The organism is Blautia sp. MCC269, assembly GCF_018785655.1.
Lineage (GTDB): Bacteria > Bacillota > Clostridia > Lachnospirales > Lachnospiraceae > Blautia_A.
On record NZ_WQQE01000003.1, the window covers coordinates 143,568 to 160,440 of the forward strand.

The following is a 16,873-nucleotide window of genomic DNA, read 5'->3' on the forward strand; positions in this document are numbered from 1 at the left end:
AACATTACCATCCTTTTTCTAATAACAATAGATGATCATGCATGGCACTGGACTTAATTTTAACACAACCCCAAAAACCTTTCAAGACTGCCGATCTATCCATTTCTGAAATTTTTTCTTATCAATCAGGGTTCTTCGCCCAATTCGTACCATGAAGGTATTATTGTTCATAAGTGTTCGCATTGTTTTCTCAGAAAGTCCTGTCAGTTCACAGGCTTCCTTAACTGATATAAGAATCTTATCGTTATCTGCTGCCGGTTGTTTCTTTTTATGTATCATATATAATTACAGCCAATATCTGCAGGCAGATGATATTGGCTGTTCCTCCTCTCCTATGGATTCTATAAACGGACTTCCTGCGAGTCCCTGTGATTTTGTTTTATTTATTGTGCTGCTTTTTTACATAATATTCTACCGCTTCCTGTAAGCTGCATCCGCTCCGACGACTTTTGCTTACTACACTATTTTTACTTATCTTTAATTTTTCGCAGCATTCCTTAAGCGATGGATAAAGGGTTCCATGATAATCAAATTCAGGATTATCCAGCATCTTTTTTCTTTTTCTTGTCATAAAATGCTCAAATGATTCTTCTATGGAACAATTTTTATCTCTGGCTCTCTGCCTTACACACGCATCCTCAATGCCATATTTTTTGCAGCATGCTCGGAGACTGGGGTATTCCGCCCCCTTAAATGTAAACTTCTGTATCCTTTCTTCTATTATCTCTTTGTTTGCAATAAAATGTTCCAACGATTCATCTGTGCTGCACCCTAATCTATACTTTCTTGAAGATACGCTGTTTGCATTCACACCATAAACCTCACAGCATTCTTCCAACGTTTCATAGATTTTATTTCGGAATACAAATTCATTTTTCTTTGTCACTATTTTTTTCTTTATGAAATGATCCAGGGCCTCTTCTATACTACATCCAGTCGAGGAAGCCCGGTTACGGACACTGGCGGCACGAACATCATACTTTCTGCAGCATTCAGCAACACTTTGATATTCTTTTCCCTTATATACAAATATCTTTTTTAGTTCATCCGCATTGCTTTTTTCTATAAAATGTTTTACAGCCTCTTCCCAGGTGCAATGAATCCGCCATGCTCTGGTCCGTACACTGGTTTCATTAATTCCGTATATCTCACAACACTGTCCAAGGGAAACATATTTTTCCCCTTCATAAAAGAATGGTTCTTTTGCGCGGTGCCTTTTTTTTGATATTACCTTGTTTCCAGAATTCTCATCATTTCCGGTGGATTCCTGTGGCACGCAACCTTCCATATGAGAAACATTTTTTTCCAACGTCTCTGGCAAGGAGCTTTTGGTTCTATAGGCAGCACTTCTTACAATTTTGGGGTTCAGGCCATACGCGAGACAACATTCCGTGAAACTATTGTATTCTTTTCCCCGGAATGCAAAGATTCTTTGCTTTTTAGATTTAATGTAATGTGTAATCGCACGTGTAGAAGAAACTCCATTCTTTTCCATATACAAACGTACGGATATAGGATTTATTCCCAATTCTTCACAGCATTGAGGAAGTGATGGATACTTCACTCCATGATATGTGATTTCATGTGCCTTTTTCCATTCTATTGCCCGTTCAATTGCTTCCTGTGGTGTGCACTTTCGATTCCACATATCTGTTTTAACGGAAGCTTCGTTTATATCATAAAATTCACAACAAGTCTTAATGCTGGCCCATTTTCGATTTCGGAATATGATCTCTTTACTTTTTTTCAATTCAATAAAATGTGTAATCGCTTCTTCAGTTCTACATTTATATTGATTCTGATACGCCATTACACTACGGTAACATATTCCATAAAAGTTACAGCATTTATGCTTACTTTCAAAAGTTCTGCCATTGTACACAAATTTGAATTTCTCCATGTAATTTGATCTGATTTTACGTGGCATAAAAACTTCTTTCCTCCTTTTATCGTGATTGGATCTGATATATGTTAAAACATTTTGCCAAACAAAAAAAGACACTCCAAGAGTCCATTTTACTCTTTTTGTGTCTTTATCGGTTGATCCGCAGACGCGGTATAAAGTATAAAATTCTGACCTCGTATCAGAATAAAATTTTGTGCAATCTGTTTTGCAAAATGTTTAATTTTATCGTATCATTCCAGATTCTTAATGTCAATTTCATGAATGTCTTTAGATAGTTTCAACAGAGTAGTATTTTACTCGCATCTCTGGAAACATATACATTAGCTGTTGCATAATGTAAATGCCCCTCCGGTTTTTCACCGGAAAACAGGACATTTACAATAAGCTTTTTATATTCAGGTCAGACAAAAATTACATACATCAGAATTGGAAATGAAATAAACATAAGCCCAAAATCAACAAAGATCAATACCAGCCAAAGCAACTTTAATTTTTCCTCCAAAGCTCATCCTCCGTTTCGAGTATATTTAAGGAATTACATAAAATCCCTTATACTTAAATAAAAGAGAATTTCAGAGCGGTTTCCGTAAATATCCCAGAATTTTCACAGGAATTTCATTTTTACTTTTGAAGTTACTTTTGTGATATATCAATCTGCTATTATGCGGCCTGTTCTTCCACTTCCAGTCTCTCTGCCTCCATTAAATCTTCCTCCAGAATTTCAGCAAGCAATTTGTTGCAATACCCAACACCGTTTACACGAACGCCTTTGCTGCGGAGTTCTTCAATCTCTTTTTTCCTGAGACTCTGACTTTTTACAGCCAGTTTATAATCTTCTTTTGCCAGTTTCTTTTTTAATTGTTTCTGCCATTTTACAAGAAAATCCCTTGCAAGTTCGATATCTTCATTCTGCTGGTTATAAAAAGTACGTGTCTGCCTTATGGTCCCATCCGGTTCCACTTCAAGCGTATAGTACGCCTCCGTTGGTTGTTCTGTCTTTCTCAAAAACAGGATATAGGATTCCTGCTGGCTCATTCGTTCATAATAGGTTTCTGTATTATTTACGCAGTGATGCATTAGTTTTGCTTCATACAAAATGTCATCCACTTTTTCCGGTACAACGATCTGATACTCTTTGTCCGCATATTCATATTTTTTCAAATCCCTGCATATACGATTCAGACCCGGATACTTTTTTTCCAGCTCTCCGGCTCTTAAAATCAAATCTTTTGCTTCTATCTCTTTTATCATTTCATTATGTCTCTGCATGAGCTTTCGTGCACGGTAGATAACAGAATCCTGCACATTCACTCCGACCCGAATTGCCATATTGAGATAATCCTTCCATGTTTTGATTAGGTTTTTCACGGATTCCCCACTTTCTGCTGCCTGCTTTTCCAGATAATTTTTAATCTGTAAAGGAGCCATACGATCCATAATGAACATAAGATCCGCTGGTTTAAGTTTTTCCAGGCACATCCATGAAATCACATCGTCACAGATCAACTTGTTTTGGGCTTTTTCAAGCAACAGCCATTGAAGAAAAATCTCTCCCCCATTGTTTGTACGTAACCTTTTCAAGCGGAACCTGTCAATTCCCAGTGCTTTTCCAAGGTTTCCGGAATCCTTACAATAAATCTGTGCTTTATTATCCATAATGTCTTCTGCGAGATGATAAAGTCCTGCTTTAATGAGCCGTTCCAGGTAGGGCCTTTCTCTAACCATTTCAAAAAAGCTTACCGGATCTAAATACTTTTTGGCTTTTGCATATTCGTAGAATCCTGTCCTACGGAATGTCCTGTTTTTAATGCCATACAGTGATTTTCCATAAATATTTCCCATATTATATTTTTCATATGTCATATAGCCGCCGTAACCCGGATACAGTGGAACCTGTAATTTACCCTGGATCCAGCGACTTTCTTTTGTCCAATGATGACGGCCGAAATAATATTCTTTCGTATTTAATTTTTCATCATACAGGATTCTCCGGCGCTCAAAGAAAGAATATACTGGTTTTTTATATGAGCTGCTTACTATGAGCATCTGAAGCTGGAATTCTCTCAAAACAAACACATTATTTCCACAGGTCTGAAGCAGGTATGCAGTCTCTTTTGAGGTTTCTATATTTTTGGCCCGGCCCAATGCTTTATATTGAATCTGATGTCTGCATTTCGGGCAATGCCCCACTGCATTATGGTGAGGATGGCTGATTGGAACTTCGCTTTCACACCAACTACAATATCCTGTCTGATCTTTCCTGCGGCTGTAATGATAAAAGATAAAATTCTGGGTAATTCCAACTTTTTTCTGCCATCTCAGCCAGTCTTTCGGAATTTTTGGAAGTCTATCCATGCACTGATCCCAGCTTGTCAGAATTTTTTCATATTTCATTCCCAGCCTCCGGTGTTTCTGCTCACGTTGATATACATACAGTGCATATAAAGCATCGTCATATTCACTTTCAAGATACTTTTGGATCAACGCTGTATCTGCCTCTTTCATATAAGAATTTTCCTGATATAACCATTTTGAGAAAATGGTCTTATCCAGCATACTATCTGACCATTTCTTTGTCCGGTAATCATACCCTTTAAAAACATCGTTCTTTTTATCAATATATAATGTATATACAGGTTTCCGACAGTCCATGGAAAGATATTCTGACAGATAAAATGCTACTTTTAAAATATTGTTTTCTACTTCTGCACGTAAATATAGCCCCCTCTGATAAATCAGCTGCTCCGTATAGTATCCCTTATCTCTTACTGACACATCTTCTTTTGCAAGTTTTATCAGTTCATCCGTAGCTTCCAGCAATTTCATGTTACGCAATTCTTTTTTATTCATTTCCGTCCTCTCCTTCATTTTCTACTGCATATAATGTCATTTTCTATTTTCTGCTCAAATGCAGCAGGGGAACTCCCTGCCGCATCCACTTTATCCTTTTATTTACGCCGCTATTTCAGTAGGGCTTTCTTCGTTTTCTGCCGATTCCACTGGTAGGTTCATTAAGTCTTTCTCTAAAAGATCAGCCAGAAGTTCCCCGGCAAATGCTCCGCCATGGACAACTACATGCTTATCACGTATCTCCTGATAGTTCTGCTGCCTGAGCTTCCTGCTTTCTTCTGTGCTCTTACGATCTTTTTGGGTTAATCGCTTCTGAATTTCCTTCTGCCACAATGTTAAAAAAGAAGTCACCTTATCAATGTCCTTATTTTGACGGTTAAATTCCGCACGTTTTTGCCGGATGGTTCCATCTGGTTCAACTTCCAGTGTATAAAACGGTACTTTCGGATTCTCTTTTTCCCGCAAAAACAGGATATAGCTTTCCTTTGAAACGATCCGGTCAAAATAAGTATCCGTCTTATTTACACAGTGATGAAGCGTATCACCTTCATATAGGATGTCATCGATACTCTTTGGCGCAATGACCTGATATTCACCGTCACTGAACTCATATTTTTCTTTCAAATCAATGAGATGTTTCTGAAATCCGACATACTTTTCTTCCAGCTCCCTGCGTCGGATTCCGCGTTTCATTTCTTCTATCTTCAAAACCGCCTCTTTATGGCGCAGTTGAAGATCTCTGGTACGGTAAATAATGGAATCATGTATATCCATTCCCAGTCTTTTTGCCATAGAAAGATAATCGTTCCACACCTGCAGCACATGGCTGATATCATCCCCGGATTTTTCTGATTGTTTCACAAGATAATGTCGAATCTGGCAGATGCTCATCTGATCCAGAACAAACTTCAGGTCGTTTGGTTCAAATTCTTCTTTTACCATCCAGCATATTTCTTCATCCCCGATTGTTTTTCCTGTACTCTTTTCAAGTTGCAGCCATTTAAGTTCTTTTACCCCGCCATTCATATCTCGGAGCCTTCGAAACTCTTTCTTATCTACGGACAGGAATTCTGTTGGTTTTCTGCCTTTTCTTTTTATTGCATCTGTTGCCCTGTGGTCCAGTACATCATCAACTAACTGGAAAAGCCCCGCTTTTACAATCTGTTCCAGTACCGGGTATGTCTTCCACAGGTAAAGATATTTTCCAGGATCTATCTTTTTCTGACCAAGGGCGTACTCACGCAGACCTGTTTCTTTTAATTCATGCCTGGACAGATCCGACAGGGTGTAAGGATAGACCATCCCTTTATACTGAATACCGCAGCAAGTATAATACCAAGGTTCCCCATATGAAATCCATCGCATTTCCCGCTGTTTGAACAGACCATAAACAAAATTTGAAATTTCCTCTCCATTTGCAGAGAAGATTCTTCTCTGCTCTTCATGACAGGTAGTTTCGCAATCTGTATAGCCGCCCTTTTTATACCACGTTCTGGCATGAAAGATCCGGAGCACAAAACCAGAAGTCTTGCGTCTCCTCTGGATAAGATAGACTCTGTACCACTTTGTACAAAATCTTCCAGACTTTCCCACGGAACGAAAAGTAATCGGTTGTCCACACACATTGCACTGTCCTTTCTGGTTATATTTGGGTGAGCGGATTGGAACATGTTTTTTGCAATATGTACAGTATCCTTCTGTAGCACCATTTTTCTGATACTTGTAGAAGATATAGTGTTCCGTAATTCCATATTTTGAAACCCATCCGATCCAGTTCTTAGGCAGTCCAGATATAGTTTTCATCACTTGGTCCCATGAATCTGTAAGTTTTTTATCATGACGTATCCTTTGTTCTTTACGGATATTCGCCTGAAACTCTTCCAGTGCCCGGATTGCAGGTTGCATTGTCTTTAAATATTTTTGGATGACCTTTGTATCACAGTCATTTACATAGATGTTGCCAAGATTAATCCTTACATCCCATAAGATACTTTCAAGAAGTGCCTTTCTCCATTTTTTTAATTTTTCATCATAGGTTATAAACCGTCTCTCTTTTCTGCTGATAAACAGACGGTACCTTGGAAAGTTTATATTCTCCTCAATATCCGTTACGGCAAACAGATACACTTTTAAAATTCCTTTTTCTACTGCTGCCCGACAATACATCCGATATTTTCCGGGTTCACCCCTTTTTTTCTCCAATGGACTCAAAGATATTTCAGTTTTCTTTGCATCGGCGATATGTCTGTTCATCACTTTTAATGGTTTTAATTCCATCAACCTCTTTTTTCTCATAACTCCACCAGCTTTCCAGTCACATCAATCCATGCTTTCTCCGGATATTTCTGACCATCGATACAGATGACCCCAATTTCCAGTATCTGGCTGTTACCAGGCTGCTCCTTTAAAAGTAACAGTAAATCGCCCTTTTGTCCTTTGGCTTTGGGGTCTTTTCCACGTACAATGCAAAATCCGTTGCAGCTGGTCCCGTTTTCTTTTGCAACATGGGAGTTCCATTTCCGGTTTGGATATTTCGCCATGTAGGCAGCTCCATGTAATAACAGGCTTCTCAATTCAATTTTCTTTAACAGGCGCATCTTTGTGCAGGAGATTTTTGAATCTTCTCCATCTTCATCCAAATCCCCTGATGCATCTACTATGTAATACACGGAATTTTTCCAATTCGGATAATAGCAGAGACAATCCAGTGGGTTTTCTGCACAATGAAATCCATTTTGTCTACAGTTTGCTTTTTCCGTTTCATTTATGCCATACTCCTGAAACTGAAAGCCCCGACATTTCAAATCCTTTTGAAATCCTTTATATGCGATCATATCCTTCTCCTTTAACTCTCTTTCGGCTGCATCATGTCAAACAAGGACATCTGCCCGGAATCTTTTGATTTTTTCTTGCTGATATACTTTTCTTCCTGCTCCGCTGCTTCTTTGGGATGCACCTCGGAATCTTTCTTTGTCCCCGGGTTTTTCGGTATTGTTTTCGTTCTCTTATTTACCGAATCCCATTCCTTTTGAATCTTTTTCTTTTCTTCCTGCTCTTTTTCTGCTATTTCTTTTTCATCATCTTTCGCATAATATTCAAGTACCCAAGGAAAAACCTGGTCGCCGGAGAGTGCCAGGCCTGTATTGGCTCGAATGCCGTTCTCTCCCTTTTTTTTCGCTCCCTCCAGTGCAATGTTGTAGGCTTTTTGCGTCACGTAATCCAAACATCTCTGAAGCATCTTATGTTTTTTTAACACCTGTGCATCTAAAGCAGAATCCGTTTTGGCAAGATTTACGAGATACTGTCCTATGATGTCTGCAAAGCCTGCATCCTTTAAGGCAAACATTTCTGCACGCAGTTTTTCAGACGCATTCGCAAACTTTCTTTCCTCAATCGGTATATCAACCAGCCGGTAGCGGCTGCCCTGAATAAATTCCTCTGTCTGTTTTTTGGAAACTGCATGTGCTTTGGCAAGTTCCCGCACACCATCCATATTCCCGCTCTGGCGGTAATACAATGCTGCTGTATTTAATTCTTCTGCAGTTTTTATGATCTCATTTAACATAATCGGTCCCTTCTTTCCTGATAAAAACATGAGGCAGAAGAAAAAATCTCCTGCCTCTGCCTGCTTTTTATGCCGCATTCATTTTCTGTTCAGCCGCTTCCATTTCTTTTTCTACTTCCAATGCAATCCTGCGTCTCTCAGCATCATCAGAATCCAAAAGGCTGATCATTTCCAGTACAATACGGCGAACCCATTCATTTTCCTCCCATCCTGCACTGATCTGACGGGCTTTTTCCGTCAGTTCCTTCCAGTCAGCATCTTCCAGATCCCTGCCACGATATTCTTTATAGAAAGAATAGATTTCTTTCATGGCTTTCGGTGTCTGAATCTTTGCCGCTTCATCCAAATTGGAGAGGAGCCCCATCAGCATGGGATGGTTTTTATATTTTTCAATCAAAGGACGGATACCGGTCTGTATTTTACCCGTATAAAGTCCTAAAAAATCATTAAATATTCCTGCAATCAATTTCTGATCTGTCATTCGTTTCCTTCCTTTCTGTTAATTTTCTTACTCTGCGCCTGACCGTAGATGGAAAACACTGAAATGCTTCCGATACTGCATCCTGGCTGTATCCCTGATCAAGAAGAGCCTTCATAGCCTCTGCCTGTTCCGTTTCCTTGAGCTTTCTTATGGACGGTTTTCGAACTTTCTTTTTCAGGATTTTCCGGCAAAGCGGATGATCTGGTCCGTATTCGTACATTGTGCTGGCTTCCGCTGCATTCAAATTGCACAAGATTGCAATCAGCAGACAGTAATATCCCTTATATTCGTCGTCTTTCATGCCGCACCACCTTTATTGCCTGGTTTTCAAATGTACCTCTTTACCCTAATCTGCTTTAAATTCTTTTTGATCAAGACCATTTTCGAGCAGATATCTTTCCGTACCTTCTGGATCGAGCTGTGCAAGTCGTGCAAGATTAAACTCTACGACATAATAGCTGCCATAATTGATTTTCCTCTTACCTATAACTTTTCCGAGTTTATACTTTTCAATAAACGCAACCTTTGCTTTTGCTCCGCAATCCGAGATTATTGCCTGCCCTGGCCTTAGAAATCCCATAACTCCAATTGTAAGATCTCCGAATAATTCCAGTTTTTCCTCACATTCTTCTTGCTTTTGCCATAATCCGACATACAAAGATCCGTTGTAGTACATATTCACTCTGACATATAATTCCTCATGTCCACATTCCCAGTCATATCCCAATGGTTTTTCATCTTTTCGAATACATATAGCCTGTCCCATATTCTGCCTCCTTTTTTGATTTTCCTGTTCATCTTTTGTGGATTATTTTACATTTCCTCCCTTCCTGTTTTTTTGCACACTTCACATTTCGTTTTTGGATAACAAAAAAAGACACCAAAAATCTTCTTTTGATTTTTGATGTCTTCCTATTGATAAAAGGCCTTCGCCTAAATGTTGCTCCCGGAACAGCATATCCGGAACAAAAAACTTTACTGCGTGGCAAACCATGCATAAAAAATAATCCATTTATATGGTAACACAATATATTGTATTCGTCAACAAAATACCGTGAATAGAATACTGTATCTTGTTGTTTTAGCATTTTTTCAAGTACGTTTACCATTTTTATTTCTCTGCCCTTTCTACGTCCATTAGGAAAATTATCAAAGAAGCATATGTTGGAATATATTATGAAAATAAGATCCCATAAACGCACAAGGACGCTCTGCCGAGGATATGCAGATCGTCACTCTCTTATGGGCTAAGATTTGTGCAAATTATAATAATACATCCTAAAAACTTATACTGTTTGTAGATATTGGGCATTCATATTTTTATATAATAACACAAAAACAGATTAATTCATATTTTTTCATATACATTAATCTGTTCAGTTTCGATATCTTTAGATTATGAAAATAAAAGTATTGTTTTATAGCGACAATTTCTCACCTTTTGTACATACATTTTTTATATCTGATTTTCATTAAATATCCTATCAACCTCCCTTTTCATCCAGTCAATATCCTTTGATGCCCGAAAGTATATAGAAGATAACACTTTCAATTGACGTAATCAAAAGATATTAATAAAATAAATAAAAAACATACAAGAAGGAAACGTAATGAATACATTTTTTACCTGCGAGCAAAAATTGGGGAATACCATCTTCACTTTTTCACAAAAAGCAAAAGTTCTTAGCACAAGTCCTTTAAACGGAGGCCTTACAAGGCACCTTTCTCATGCTGTAAATATCAATTGTATGAATGGTTCTTATGAATGTAAAATGCTTGGAGATACTTACGAAAAAGACCTAGCTGCACATATCCACGCCCTTGGACTTTCCCCTTCCTGCACTACTGCATTAAGCACCGCAGCCTGGACGGAATTACGTGCTATAGAAGAAGTATGCTTTCGGGATCTTACGGTAACTGCTGTTGTAACCGGTGGAATTGACTCCAATGGTATGCATCCCGGCGATCCTGCTTCTTACTACGAAGAGGACGGAAATTATGAAATGCTGCCTCCTGGAACAATCAATATTTTTCTGTTCATTAATCAGAATTTGACTGATGCTGCAATGTCCAGAGCTCTGATGCTCTGTGGAGAATCGAAAGCTGCTGCTGTTTCTCAGTTATTGCTGGGAAGCTGCTATTCCGAAGAGATCGCAACAGGTTCTGGAACTGACGGAATTGTAATCGCTTCTAATCTTTGTGGTACCAGAACTCTTACGGATGCTTCTGGACATTCCAAACTTGGTGAACTGATTGGAAGATCCGTGAAATCTGCCGTAAAACAAGCTCTTCTTAAACAAACAGCGGCTTCTGGCCCGAGGCAATTTCTTTTATCTGCACGTACTGCAAGATATAAAATCACACCTGCTACTTTGTGGGAGTTTTATATAGAATACAGAGAAATTTTTAATAATTTTAAGATTTCTTTTGAAATGCCTTCATTATTAGAACAGAAGTTTCTTTCACACAATCGTACCAGTAACCTGGTTCTATGTGTATCACTTTATCTTCACCTTATGGATCAGGTTCGTTGGGAGTTGATTATGGAGCCGGAAGCTATCCGGGAGGGGAAACGTCTTCTGATTTATGGACTCTATTGGAAAGATGGAGATTTTTTTGAAAAAGCATATCCGGCAAAAGCATGGGAGCAGCCCAGATTGCTGCATTTTTCATTAAAAAAACAGCTTATGTATCTGCTTTTATTGTATATTGCTATTTAGGATTTTGACGACATAGTGCTAAAAAATTTCTAACTTTTAATTATAAATGGGTAAGTCGAAAACCGGCTTACCCACTATAATATTATTTTTATTTACTTCGCTACATACATGTTTTCATCAATCCATTTCTGGATATCGTCTTCGCTTACTTTAACCAGGCGGGCAATTTTCTTAACATCCATCCCCTCTTCTGCCATAGAAAGAGCTGTTTCTTTTGCTTTTTTTAGTTCCCCACTTTCCATTCCTTCGCTATAAATTTTCTCCATTTCATGGCACATAAGCTCAACCCCTTTCTGTGTATTTTTTAATTCAAGTACTCTTTTCCCGACAATTCATTTACATATTTACAATTCAGGAAGTAACCAACAATTTTTTACTTCAGCAAATTCATTTTCTGCTTTCTCACCAGTGCATATATTTTTCCATTCTTCTACTTCGGGGCAATGTTGGCCTTCATAAAATGTATTTTCAAAACGATATACCAAGAATGCAAGAGTAGCACATTGCTTTCTAACTTTAATATTTTCTTTAAACTCTTCTTGCGTCGAAGTTTGAAAATTGATTCGCGTATATTTTTCTACTAACCTAAGTACTTGTGAAACTCCTTTCATGATTTTGGAGGGAAAACGCGAATTTGTTCGGTAAAAAATATTATGTATAATCATCAAGAAATACTCCAATCCGGGTTCTTTTCGTGCTTTAATTAAATTAAACAATTCCAGCAGGGTATTTTCTTTTAATTGCTGATCCATAATTGTTTCCAGACACTTTTCAACTGCCATTGTAGCTGAAAATACCATATCTGATTCAGTTTCATACATTAGTTCCAACATTTCGTTCATAAAGGCTGGAACTTTTTCATCTGCAAGAAACATTGCTTCCACTTCCCATGAATAAATTCCTTCGTCATAGAATTCTTTTAGCAGAGTACATAGTTTTTTTGACTGAACCGGATTAACTCCCTTCCATCCATTTCTGCCAAAAGATGCAATCGCACGAATCATCATTTTCATATGCCATTTTGAAAAAGTAAATTGAAAATCGAATTTGCTTTCTTTCCAATATTTCACCATATCTGAACAACAGCCGATGAACAGTTCCAAAAACCATTCTTTTTCTTTCGCAGACCATTCATCTACATAGTACCTATTCCAAACCGCCAGTTGTTCCCAATATGATATTTCAGTAAAATTCCTGCCTCTTATATCCTCTTTCCATTTTGAAGATACTTTTTCACTGATAAAACTCTTTTTTATTCTTTCTAAGGGATCTATTTCTTCTGGATGTGGCCATTTCATAAATACAAAAAAATAATATTGCTCTAGATCTGGCAATTGCGTATCTTCATTAAATTTACTCCATAATAATTCTCCAAAGGCAACTTCTTGTTCTTTGGTTAATTTTCCCCATGTATATAACTGCCCCATTCTGGCCAATACGGAGGTTCGATTTATTTTCTGTTGTTTTCCTATATTAAATATTGCTTTAATAATTTTGGGTTCAAGATGAGCTTTTCTATATAATGGATTTGATAATTCATACTCTGTAAACACATCAAAAGGATCAAGCTGTACTACTCCAAGTATATTTTCTCTCTCTTTCATTGAGCAGGTTAATAATGCATTTATTTTAGTTCTTTTAATATAATCTGCGGTTTGATTCATAACAGAGGAAATGAATTTATTTAATAATCTTTGATCTTTCACCGCATTTTCTTCGATCAATCGGATCATCAAGTCTATCATTTTTCCCTGCTGCACAGAATCCAATACGGCACACATTCTTTCTAATATCGGAATTCCGGATGCTACAATAGAGGTATAAATATTTTGGTCATACCATGGATCATATTTCTGAAATTTTCCTATATTATTTATTATCGCATTATATACATATTCAAAAAGTTCATCGATTTCTTTTCTGTTCTTTGATTGCAAATATTCTCTTGTAATACATTTTTTTACCACATCTGCTTTTCCAAGACGAAGTAAAAGTTGCCATGTATATTGAGGATAGTAAGATAGCAAGCTTTTTACTAAAATATCCTGCTGATTATTTAGTAAACTTTTACTTCGAAGATATAATGGAAATCCACTATATTCAATGCTTTTAAAAACAGAATATGCTTCCCAACAATTGTTCTCAGATCTAATCAAAGTAATGGATTCCCGATTTAATTCAAATTCCGGTTCTGGAGATTCTTTTTTTAACCAGGTTAATGCACCGTCTGTAAACAGAATTTTTTCTTTATCCCAGTTATAATACTTTTTATATTTAGAAATCTCATTATTAATTTCATTGCATTTTTTTCTGGTTTCTTCCTTATATGGATTCATACAAAATAGTAAATGTTCTTTTAAATACAATGCACATACCAGCAGAGACTTCAAATATACGTTTTGGAGACTGCTCTCTGCTATTTCATTATTATTCTTTTGTATATCGTTGGTAAGTTCTTCTACTGCTTTCAGTGCTTCCTCATTAAGACCACATTCAGTCATTACGCCAATGAATCTTAAGCGTACCTCATAAGGCATTTCTTCTAAAGAGCATGATACCAGTTCTAGCTGAACTTTTTCCAGATCCATTTTGAATAAATTCATAAGAATTTCTTCAAGTTTCAAATAATATTTGCCATCAACTATAAAATTTGTGCAAGGTTTAAGCAGGTCACAAATGCTGTTCCACTTTTCTTCATCCATATTTTGTCTATAGTTTTCAAGTAAATATAACCCTACTGTAAACCATTTATTCTTGTTTTTTTCTTTCCAATCCGAGTGAGAATTTAAAGTATCCCATATTTTATATAAGTTATTTTCAATATTTTTATCTAAAGGCAAACAAGATTTTTTATATCTCCTTGTATATTCATAAGCAAAATCCAGTAATTCATTACAGTAGTCAAAATTAGATTCTAATTCTTTTTCGCTACATTGTAAAAGTTCTTTTCCATTGGTATAACTTTTTACCTGTTGCCTGAAATCTGCCGGAACTGTAAGCCATCCAGGATACCAATCAAATTCTTCGGCCCATTGCTTGGCTAACTCTTTTCTTTCTTTTCTACGTTTATTAGAATTTCCCAATAAACCATCGATACTTGTATATTTAATATTCCAATTAAGTTCTTTGCAATCTGGATTTGTTGTTTCTTCCGAAAATCTTGTACCTTCCGTTTCATCTCCCGAATTTATAGAAAAAGCAATGTTTTCATATTGCTTATTTTTAAAATATGCATTTTGATTTATACCATCTCGAAAATCTGTTATTCTTGCCTTTTCACAATGATCGCCTAATGCTTTTTGTCTATCCTGTATTTGAAGATTATATTTTCTGCAGAATGCTAACTGATTTTTTAGACTAATTCCTAACAATGCATTCGCTTTACCATTTTCATTAAGTTGACTTTTGATTACTCCGACAACATAATTATAGGTATCGGCTATTAGGGCACCAGAAAAGCCACGATAATCTATAGCTTTGGAATTTTGCATATCTAAAATCATATTTTCAGAAATATCATTATTTATAAAATTACTATTTTGTAGTTTAATCCATCTTTTTTTGCGTTCATAGCTGTTTCCAAACCCAATTGCTTTTAAGTCTTCAAACATACAGATATCTGCATATGCAAGATAAAGTGTTGGAACATTAATTTTTTCTTCGCAATGTAGTACAACTAATTCGTCAGAGCGACTATCAAACAGTTTATCTACAATTACATTAATCTTTATTTCTTCATTATTTATGTAAACTAATAACACGGCATTTGTTTCATATTTTTTTTCTTTGTCATTATAAAGACAATGTTTCACCGTTATTGCTGTGTTTTCATTTATTAAAAATGCGGTACCGTAGTTTTCACCGCATTTTATTTGAACTGTAGTATCGTCTAATTCTTTATCCGTTATAACTTTCATCTAATTCTCCTAATCCAGTAAGCAAGCTAACGTTGTAATTTTTTATCAATTTAGTGTTATTTTCCGTGTGCTTTATTATATTTGCAATTACCGCTTTTCCTGGATGCCCGTACCGGTTCCCGTCTGTAGATAATAAATAATATTTTACCTTTGTGTTTTTTATAAATTCCAAGGAAATATTTTTTACTGAACCATGGTGTGGAAGCTTTATAAGGTCAAACTCCTCTGGAAGCTCGTTTTCAAATAGCTGAATTGGACTATCTCCGGGAAATAGCATTTTTAAATTCTTATATTCAAGTAATAATGCAATTGATGAACAGTTTGTTGTTTTTGAATCCATTTCCGTTTCTTTATTTTCGGTATATTCATCCAACCAATTCGATGATTCATCTGAATATGAAATTTCCTCTTGCTCTATTTCTACATCAATTTCATTATTTAGAAAGAATCCCTCAAAAGCAGCATCAAATAATATTGCCTTTGTAATTTCAATATTTTTGTGACATTTTTCACTCAGATAATGAAGCCAATCTTCTTTCATTTCGTTTAAAATTTTGATGGTTGGATTTAATATTTTGATTTTTAAATCTCCAAACAAAATAGTTTGTTCTTTGCATACAAGACTGTTTTGGGTTGAGATATTCCAACGATAGTCTCCAGATTGAATTAATTGGGCTAGATGACAACCGCTAATATAACTTATATTTTGACTTCCATTTTCATAATCAAGGTTAATTTGGGATGGAGACATACTTTCTAAAATATTTTCCAAGGAAAAAGTCATTGTCTGTTCTGATTTCCGTGCACCAATGCACTGATCCAATCCATTAAACCAGATCTCGTCAATTCCTATAATCTGGGGATTTTTAGCGTTCCCATTTTCTTGCAATAACGATTTGATTCCATTTATATGATCATTATCTATATGTGTGACTACGATTAAATTTAATCGTTTTCCTTCGGCGGCCAGATTGAGCAAAAATTTTTTCAAGTACTTATGATAGGTTTTTGCATAACCTCCATCAATCAGTATTCTAAAATCAGGATCTGGAAATTCCAAATATATACAATCTCCCGAGGCAGCAGGAAGCATTTGTATGGTAACTCCGTTTATTTCCATTGTTCCCCTCCCATTTTTGAAAGGTAGTGTCAAATACTACCTGTTTTTGTTTCAAAATCCTATAAAAACCTTGATTTTTAAGGAAATATATCAATTCATTAAATGAATGCAGTTTATTTTGCAGGTATTCAGTTAAAAATAATTGATCTTTTGTAAAATTTTTTATTGTAAAAGCAGCTATATTACCATTCTTATGGCAACGAATACGATATTGTTGCAATTTTTTTCAACGGAATGGACTGTGAGTTCATTGGCTGAAACAACTATTTTTTCCAATTCTTCTTCATGTAACGCTTCATTATCTATACTTTTGA

Annotated in this window: 13 protein-coding genes; 1 reads left to right on the forward strand and 12 read right to left on the reverse strand. The window is 36.3% G+C overall.

The window, feature by feature from the left end; all coding sequences use genetic code 11:
• Positions 1-81: 81 nt before the first annotated feature.
• The 9 genes from GPK88_RS01185 to GPK88_RS01225 all read right to left on the reverse strand — a co-directional run bounded on the left by GPK88_RS01185 (position 82) and on the right by GPK88_RS01225 (position 9,568).
• Positions 82-279, reverse strand: coding sequence for a helix-turn-helix domain-containing protein (locus GPK88_RS01185; protein ID WP_055066219.1), 198 nt, complete (start codon positions 277-279; stop codon positions 82-84).
• Positions 280-379: 100 nt separating this feature from the next.
• Positions 380-1,927 (reverse strand): hypothetical protein, encoded by a 1,548-nt coding sequence (locus GPK88_RS01190; RefSeq protein ID WP_215707471.1) that lies wholly within the window; start codon positions 1,925-1,927, stop codon positions 380-382.
• 639 nt (positions 1,928-2,566) lie between these two features.
• Positions 2,567-4,756 (reverse strand): PcfJ domain-containing protein, encoded by a 2,190-nt coding sequence (locus tag GPK88_RS01195; RefSeq protein ID WP_215707472.1) that lies wholly within the window; start codon positions 4,754-4,756, stop codon positions 2,567-2,569.
• 102 nt (positions 4,757-4,858) lie between these two features.
• Positions 4,859-6,922: a PcfJ domain-containing protein gene (locus GPK88_RS01200; protein WP_215707473.1), complete on the reverse strand. Its 2,064-nt coding sequence runs from the start codon at positions 6,920-6,922 to the stop codon at positions 4,859-4,861.
• 125 nt (positions 6,923-7,047) lie between these two features.
• Positions 7,048-7,590, reverse strand: coding sequence for a DUF7666 domain-containing protein (locus GPK88_RS01205; protein WP_059085839.1), 543 nt, complete (start codon positions 7,588-7,590; stop codon positions 7,048-7,050).
• 11 nt (positions 7,591-7,601) lie between these two features.
• Positions 7,602-8,399, reverse strand: a complete 798-nt coding sequence (locus GPK88_RS01210; RefSeq protein ID WP_215707474.1) for a Cas9 inhibitor AcrIIA9 family protein — start codon at positions 8,397-8,399, stop codon at positions 7,602-7,604.
• Complete coding sequence (locus GPK88_RS01215) at positions 8,389-8,802, reverse strand: hypothetical protein (protein ID WP_021977990.1); 414 nt, start codon at positions 8,800-8,802, stop codon at positions 8,389-8,391. The genes GPK88_RS01210 and GPK88_RS01215 overlap by 11 nt, the downstream gene beginning before the upstream one ends.
• Entirely contained in the window at positions 8,768-9,103 is a 336-nt protein-coding gene (locus GPK88_RS01220; protein ID WP_215707475.1) for a hypothetical protein, read from the reverse strand. The genes GPK88_RS01215 and GPK88_RS01220 overlap by 35 nt, the downstream gene beginning before the upstream one ends.
• A gap of 45 nt (positions 9,104-9,148) precedes the next feature.
• A complete protein-coding gene (locus GPK88_RS01225) occupies positions 9,149-9,568 on the reverse strand; it encodes a DUF4313 domain-containing protein (RefSeq protein ID WP_059085835.1) in 420 nt (139 codons plus the stop codon).
• 844 nt (positions 9,569-10,412) lie between these two features.
• Between GPK88_RS01225 and GPK88_RS01230 the strand changes: the two genes are divergently transcribed.
• Positions 10,413-11,522 carry an adenosylcobinamide amidohydrolase gene (locus GPK88_RS01230; protein ID WP_215707476.1) on the forward strand — a complete coding sequence of 370 codons (1,110 nt, stop codon included), beginning with the start codon at positions 10,413-10,415 and terminating at the stop codon, positions 11,520-11,522.
• Between the two features lie 92 nt (positions 11,523-11,614).
• On the opposite strand, the gene GPK88_RS01235 is transcribed toward GPK88_RS01230, so the two are convergent.
• The 3 genes from GPK88_RS01235 to GPK88_RS01245 form a co-directional block, all read right to left on the reverse strand.
• On the reverse strand, positions 11,615-11,788 hold the full coding sequence (locus GPK88_RS01235) for a hypothetical protein (protein ID WP_215707477.1): 174 nt from the start codon (positions 11,786-11,788) through the stop codon (positions 11,615-11,617).
• A gap of 78 nt (positions 11,789-11,866) precedes the next feature.
• Positions 11,867-15,439 (reverse strand): trypsin-like serine peptidase, encoded by a 3,573-nt coding sequence (locus GPK88_RS01240; protein ID WP_215707478.1) that lies wholly within the window; start codon positions 15,437-15,439, stop codon positions 11,867-11,869.
• Positions 15,420-16,559 (reverse strand): ComEC/Rec2 family competence protein, encoded by a 1,140-nt coding sequence (locus tag GPK88_RS01245; RefSeq protein ID WP_195566216.1) that lies wholly within the window; start codon positions 16,557-16,559, stop codon positions 15,420-15,422. Before GPK88_RS01245 ends, GPK88_RS01240 begins: the two co-directional genes overlap by 20 nt.
• Between the last annotated feature and the right edge of the window lie 314 nt (positions 16,560-16,873).